At 37.4% G+C, this 6,572-nt stretch carries 5 protein-coding genes; all 5 read right to left on the bottom strand.

Going from position 1 to position 6,572, the window contains the following annotated elements; genetic code table 11:
* Window positions 1–171: 171 nt before the first annotated feature.
* Window positions 172–1,830 carry an iron ABC transporter permease gene (locus HT701_RS00845; RefSeq protein WP_100104102.1) on the bottom strand — a complete coding sequence of 553 codons (1,659 nt, stop codon included), beginning with the start codon at window positions 1,828–1,830 and terminating at the stop codon, window positions 172–174.
* Complete coding sequence (locus tag HT701_RS00840) at window positions 1,820–2,911, bottom strand: ABC transporter ATP-binding protein (RefSeq protein ID WP_119919889.1); 1,092 nt, start codon at window positions 2,909–2,911, stop codon at window positions 1,820–1,822. The genes HT701_RS00845 and HT701_RS00840 overlap by 11 nt, the downstream gene beginning before the upstream one ends.
* A 12-nt stretch (window positions 2,912–2,923) precedes the next feature.
* Window positions 2,924–3,970, bottom strand: coding sequence for an ABC transporter substrate-binding protein (locus HT701_RS00835; protein ID WP_000731166.1), 1,047 nt, complete (start codon window positions 3,968–3,970; stop codon window positions 2,924–2,926).
* Window positions 3,971–4,081: 111 nt separating this feature from the next.
* A complete protein-coding gene (locus HT701_RS00830) occupies window positions 4,082–4,855 on the bottom strand; it encodes a response regulator (RefSeq protein WP_023939665.1) in 774 nt (257 codons plus the stop codon).
* Window positions 4,848–6,497, bottom strand: a complete 1,650-nt coding sequence (locus tag HT701_RS00825) for a histidine kinase (protein WP_138705672.1) — start codon at window positions 6,495–6,497, stop codon at window positions 4,848–4,850. The genes HT701_RS00830 and HT701_RS00825 overlap by 8 nt, the downstream gene beginning before the upstream one ends.
* Between the last annotated feature and the right edge of the window lie 75 nt (window positions 6,498–6,572).

The raw sequence follows: 6,572 nt of genomic DNA, 5'->3' as shown, positions 1-6,572 counted from the left end.
CAACCTCAAAGCAGTGTTTTGAGCAACCTGCGGCTAGTTTCCTAGTTTGCTCTTTGATTTTCATTGAGTATAATTAGTCTAGACTTGCTAGGAACTGAGGATTTGATAGGAATATCAAGATAAGAAAAAACAGCCGAGGGTAATCCTTTCGGCTGTTTTTGATGGGGAAAACTAAAGTGTAATGCTATTGCTTTTAGAGATTTTCATAAACAAGAGCAAGGAACCTACTGTTAGAACAGTCAGGATAGTTGACAAGGCTGCGGCTACACCGTAATTTCCTCTGAGAACTTCTGTATAAATGGCTACAGTCATTGTTCTTGTTTTGACATTGTAGAGGAGGATAGAAGTAGAGAGTTCTGAAATCATTGTGACCCAAGATAGGATGGCTCCAGAAATGATACCAGATAGCATCATTGGAGTTGTAATCTTAGCAAAGGTATTGAGACGACTACTTCCTAAGCTTTCAGCGGCTTCTTCAATACTTGGGGCTATTTGTTGCAAGCTAGCAACAGATGAGCGAATAGTATACGGTAATCTTCTGACAGATAGGGACATAATCAAGATGAAAGCAGTTCCTGTAATCATAAGAAATCCACTTCCAAATAGACCAGTATTGAAGGAAGAAATGAAGGCAATCCCTAGAACGGTTCCTGGTACAATATAAGGAACCATACTGAGGCTGTCAATTAAGTTTGTAAACAAATTCCGTTTTCTAACGGCTAGGTAGGAGATAAATGTTGCGAATAGGACAACTAGGACTAAGGCAATCAAAGGGATACGAATGGTATTGAAAATAGCAGAGCCCATACGATTGAAAGCTACCTTGTAACTGTTTAGAGAATAACCTTTGACAAATACCATACCTGATGTTTTTAGGAAAGAGGTATAAATTAAGTAGATTTGAGGTAAAACAGAGATAAAGATAATTCCGTAGACTGTTGCATAAATAGCAGCCATTTTTCCTTTTGTAGTTTTTTTAGGCTCAATTGGATGGAGCGAATTCATGCTGAAACTGTAGCGGTTTGCAATGTGTTTTTGGATAAGGAAAATTGCCAAGGCAATGATAATCGCCATAATTGCTAAAGCAGATGCAAAAGCAGAATTTCCTCCAACCTCGCTAATAAATTGGGTATAAATCAAGACGGGGAAAGTCCGATATCCTTCACCAATCAACATAGGCGTTCCAAAGTCTGAGAATGCTCTCATAAATACAAGCAGGGCAGCAGCTAGTAAGGTTGGAACGAGGAGAGGTAAAACAACCGTTACGATACGCTTAAAACCGAAGGACCCCATGCTTTCAGCAGCTTCAAGTAGAGAATTATCAATACTTTTCATTGTCCCAGCAACGTATAGAAATACCAGTGGGAATAGTTGCAGTGTAAAGACAAGTACAATTCCTTTGAATCCATAAATATCAATAGCTGGAAGATGAAGGGTATTTGTCAGGAATTTAGTAATGACCCCATTTCGTCCTAGCAAGAGAATCCAGGAGTAGGCTCCCACGAAAGGAGCTGACATAGAAGCAATGATAATCAATATTTGTAGAAATTTCTTTCCCTTGAAGTCATACATAGAGAAGAGATAAGCTAATAAGGTTCCTACGACTAAGGAAGTGACAGTAGCGGTAATGGAAACCTTGAAACTGTTGACGAGTGTCTCAGAGTAGTAGGCTTTACTAAAGAAAGTGACAAAATTAGCTAGTGAGAATTGTCCTTCATGTATGAGTGCTTGCTTGAGCACGGTAACGATAGGATAAACGAGAAAGACAAGATAAGTAAGAAAGATGAAGAAAGAGGAGGCTGTCCAAATATTTAGTTTTTTACGTTCCATGGTTGACTCCTTTTATCAGGTTTTGTGAACCATCTGCAGAAAAGACGTTTAATTTTTGAGTATTGATTCGTAGACGAATACGATCGCCTTTTTGTAGATCTTCTTCAAAAGTTGATTCTTCGCTAACTTGAATTTTTGAGGCAAATCCTGTTTCGATGAAGTATTCAGTATTCAGTCCAAGGTAGACGCTATCGCTAATAATTCCTTCAATATCTCCAGATTCATCTTTAATGAATTCTTCAGGACGAATACTTACATGAATATCTTGTGCTTCAGCCTGATCAAGAGCTGGCATTCGAAGAGCATAGCCATCTGAAAAGACGATATAAGCGCCGTCGCTCCGTTTTTCAAGAGTAGCAGGGATAATATTTGTGCGTCCGATAAAGGTTGCTACAAACTCATTAGCTGGTTTATGATAGAGTTCTTTTGGCCGACCGATTTGTTGGATGACTCCGTCTTTCATAACAGCAATTTGGTCTGAAATAGCCATAGCTTCTTCTTGGTCGTGGGTCACATAAACAGTTGTAATTCCCACTTCGTGTTGGATTTCTCGAATGGCTTGACGCATATCCAAGCGAAGTTTGGCATCTAGGTTACTAAGTGGCTCGTCCATGAGGAGAACACTTGGATTAACAGCTAAGGCACGTGCCAAGGCGACACGTTGTTGTTGTCCACCACTGAGTTTATCGGGCTTCCGATCCGCATATTGAGCAATTTGCATGAGTTCAAGATACTTATTGGTTTGTTGGACTAATTCTTCTTTCGGAACCTTCTTTTGCTTAAGACCAAAAGCAACATTGTCTCGGACAGTCAAATGTGGGAAAATAGCGTAGTTTTGGAAAACCATCCCGATATTGCGTTTGCTGGGTTCCATATTATTGATTTTTGTATCATCGAAGTAAAATTCTCCACCTTCGATACTGTTGAAACCTGCAATCATACGAAGAAGGGTCGTTTTCCCACACCCTGAAGGCCCAAGAAGGGTAAAGAGACTTCCTTTTGGAATTGTAATGTTCAAATTCTCAATAACAGGGACATCGTGATAGATTTTTTTTGCGTTAATAATTTTGATCTCACTCATAGTGAACCTCTTTTACTGTTTAGATTGGATATCTGTAAAGACTTCGTTGTATTTTTTAACGATATCTGATTTATTCTTGATGACATAATCATAATCTTCAGTGAGTGTTTTGATTTTGTCAATTGGTTTCATATTTTCGCTCGTTTTAGCATTTTTACGAACAGGACGGTTAGTAGTGGTTGTACCAAGTGTATCTTGTACTTCTTGAGAGATAATAAAATCGATAAATTTCTTGGCATTTTCCATATTTTTGGCTTTTTTAACGATAGCAGCACTAGCAGGTAGGAAGACTGTTCCTTCTTTTGGATAGACTACCTTAATGTTAGCTCCGTCATTTAAGAGTTTAACTGCTGGATCTTCATAAGAGAGACCAACAGCCATTTCTCCGTCAGCGACTGCTTTATAGACACCAGATGAGCTTGAACCGATTTTACCATCAATAAGTGTGAAGAGATCTTTTACATAAGACCAAGCTTTATCGTCTTTGTAACCACCTTGAGCTTGTAGCATATTTGTTAATTGAGCAAAGGCGCTAGAAGAGTTTGCTGGGTCAGCAGTTGCGATTTTTCCTTTTAGTTCAGGTTTGAGAAGGTCGCTATATCCTTCTATGTTCATGCCTTTCGTTAAATCAGGATTGACGATTAAAACACTACCATCTAGTGTATAAGGTGTAGAGTAACCAGTTGTGTTTTGATATTCTTTGATAACATTATCATTTTCTTTTGAAGTATAGTTTTCAAAGAGTTCTCCGTGGGTAGCATATTGTGTATAAGAACCACCAAAGATGACATCAGCTACAGGAGCTTCTTTTTCTGACTCTAGTTTTTTGAAAAGTTCTCCAGTACCAGCTTGAATCAGTTCTACTTTGATACCATATTTTTCTTCAAAGGCAGGAATAGTTGCTCCGATTAAGCCCTCTGAGTTTGGTGAATAAACGACTAGCGAACCGCCGTCTCCTTTATCAGATGAACCGCCATCGGCAGATTCATTAGAAGAACAAGCAGCAAGACCAAAAAGAGCTAGTCCGCAAGCAGCATAATACATCCATTTCTTTTTCATGATGGATACCTCCGTTGTGTTATTTAAGTTTATTTTAAAACAGTGTAAGCGTTTTTAAAACCGACAATTCTATTCTATTAGAGTAAAATTCTCTACAAAAAGAAGAATAGCTTATTTTACTATTCTTCCGAGTGATTTCAATTCCTTTGGGGAAATATGGAGATACTTTTTAAATACTTTAGCAAAATATTTATAGTCTGAAAATCCAACTTGATCAGAGATGTCGCTTAGAGGGGAGTTGGGAGATTCAGCCATCTTATCTATAGCTTGTTTCAGACGATATTGTAAGATATATTCATTTAGAGTCATGGGGAAGTCTTCTTTGATCACTTTATATAGATAGCTTTCGCTATAGTTTAAAGCTTCAGCAATAGTCGCAATCGTAAAATGCTCTGCATAATGCTTGTGGACAAAGGAAATAATTTGTTGAATGATTTGGTTTTGTGTATCAATCTGTTGGATAGAGGTGAGTAAAGTTTGATATTCTTCTAAAAAAGGAGTTTCTTGATAGGTGCTACCTTGTAATCGCAAAACAATGTTTTGAAGACATTCTGTCAATTCCTTGGTGTCAATTGGTTTGGATAAGAAATCAACTGCTCCATATTGCATGGCTTTTTTGGCATTTTGAAAATCGTTATAACCTGATAAGATAACTTTTTCATAGGAGAGGGTACGAGTGGCTTCAAACATCATAAAAGCATCCATAATTGGCATTGTGATGTCTGTTAAGACAATATGAGGTTCTTTTTCTTGGATGAGTTTCATTCCCTCTTGACCGTGACTGGCAGTTCCTACGACTTGGATACCCAAGGCAGAGTAGTCTACGGCAATCTCTAGCCATTTTCGAATGAGGTGTTCGTCTTCTACGATAATGAGCTTAAACATGAGTTAGTCCTTTCGTTATAAATTTGACCCAAGTTTCTCCTTGGCGATTGACTCCTAAATCTAGCTGGACATCAGAAAAGAAATTACTCAATCGTTTGTAGCTGTTCACGATGCCATGCTGGGTATGAGGGCTTTCTAAAGAGTCTAAAATAGCGAGTCGCTCTTGTTTTGTGAGTCCTCCAGCATTATTCTTGACTAAAAAAGTTAGAGAATCTGATTCCAAGGTAATTTGGATATCAATATGAAGATCAATACGGTATTGCATCCCATATTTTATAGCATTTTCTACTAGAGGAAGCAAGAAAAGTTTAGGAATAGATTGATTATCGACAGTTTCTGGGCAGACAATATCATAAGAAAAGTGCTCAAAACGAATCTTATGAATCATCAGGTAATCCTCTATAATCTTTAAATCCTGACAAATGGTTGTTTCCTTTTCTAAATCGGTGATACTGTAGCGAAGAATGCGCGTGAGATTTTGAATTAGATCTTGTGTGAGAGCTGCATCCATTAAAGAAGTGATTTTAATCGTCTCAAGTGTATTGTAGAGAAAATGAGGATTGAACTGAGCTTCCAGCATTTTTCTTTCAAAAATCCACTTTTCTTTTTCGATGGTTAGCATTTTTTGATGAAGTTGATCTAATTCGTACAACATATTGTTGATTTTTTCGGCCATAAATTCAAACTCATCACCTGTTTGTAGAGAAAGCCTTTTTTCTGCTTGTTTGGGAATTTCTTGAAGTTGGTAAACCAAACTTTCAATAGGAACAGCGTTGTGTGTGGCAATCTTATGAGCAATTCGCCTTGCTTGCCAGAAGTAGAGGAAGAATATACATAAGGTGAGGACGGAGGCTAGGCCGAGTAAGCTAGGAATGGGAAAAAAGGATTGAAAAGTATAGATTGAAAAAATAGCACCGACTTTTTCTTTTTGGACAATAAGCGGTTCATTCGCATACCAGTGGGTGCGAGAGTGTAGGAGTTTTTCATCAAATTTTTCAAGAGTGGAACGAGTAAACTGATTTGTATTGTTGGAAAACATATTTCCAAAGCTATCGGTAATGATGTATTTAGAATTTATCATTGGGAAACTTGAGATGAAATCATTCTCATTTACGAAAGCAATAGTATAGGCCTTAACTCGTTGGTTTTGAAGTAGTGGTTTGATAAAGAGTGTGTAATGTTGCTTATCTGAAGAGAGTGCAATTTTTTCTGTAACTTTATCTTGAGAAGGATTTTGAATGAGCAGTTTTAGATAGTAGGGTGATAAAATACTTTCTTGATGATTGCGATTGGTACTGAATAGCAATTCACCTGTATCGCTTAGGATAATGAGGTCAGAACTAAGCTTCAATCTAGCTTTTGTCTCGTAAAATAAGCTAAAGACTTCTCTCTCTGTGTGTTTGCCCTCCAAAAATTCAGGAATCATTTTATTGTTCATAGTAGTCAGGAGCTCATTATTTGCTTCTTTCATTTCTTGAACCTGTTTTACAATCTGTCTCGTATCTTTGGAGAGTTGTTGCTTTTGTAAAAAATAGGAAAAACCAAAAAGTAAAATGAGTAGTAAGAGTGAGGTCACAAAGGCTGCGATAGAGCTTCTATGGAGAATTTCTTTTTGGAGAGATTTTTTAAAGGAATGAGACATCCGCTACCTCCTTGGAAGGGTTTTCTGTTATAAGTATAGCAGTTTAAAAATTTTAGAGCAAGGTAAAATAGAAAA

Source organism: Streptococcus sp. 10824 (assembly GCF_013276595.1).
GTDB lineage: Bacteria > Bacillota > Bacilli > Lactobacillales > Streptococcaceae > Streptococcus > Streptococcus pseudopneumoniae.
This window is presented reverse-complemented; position numbering and strand designations above follow the sequence as displayed.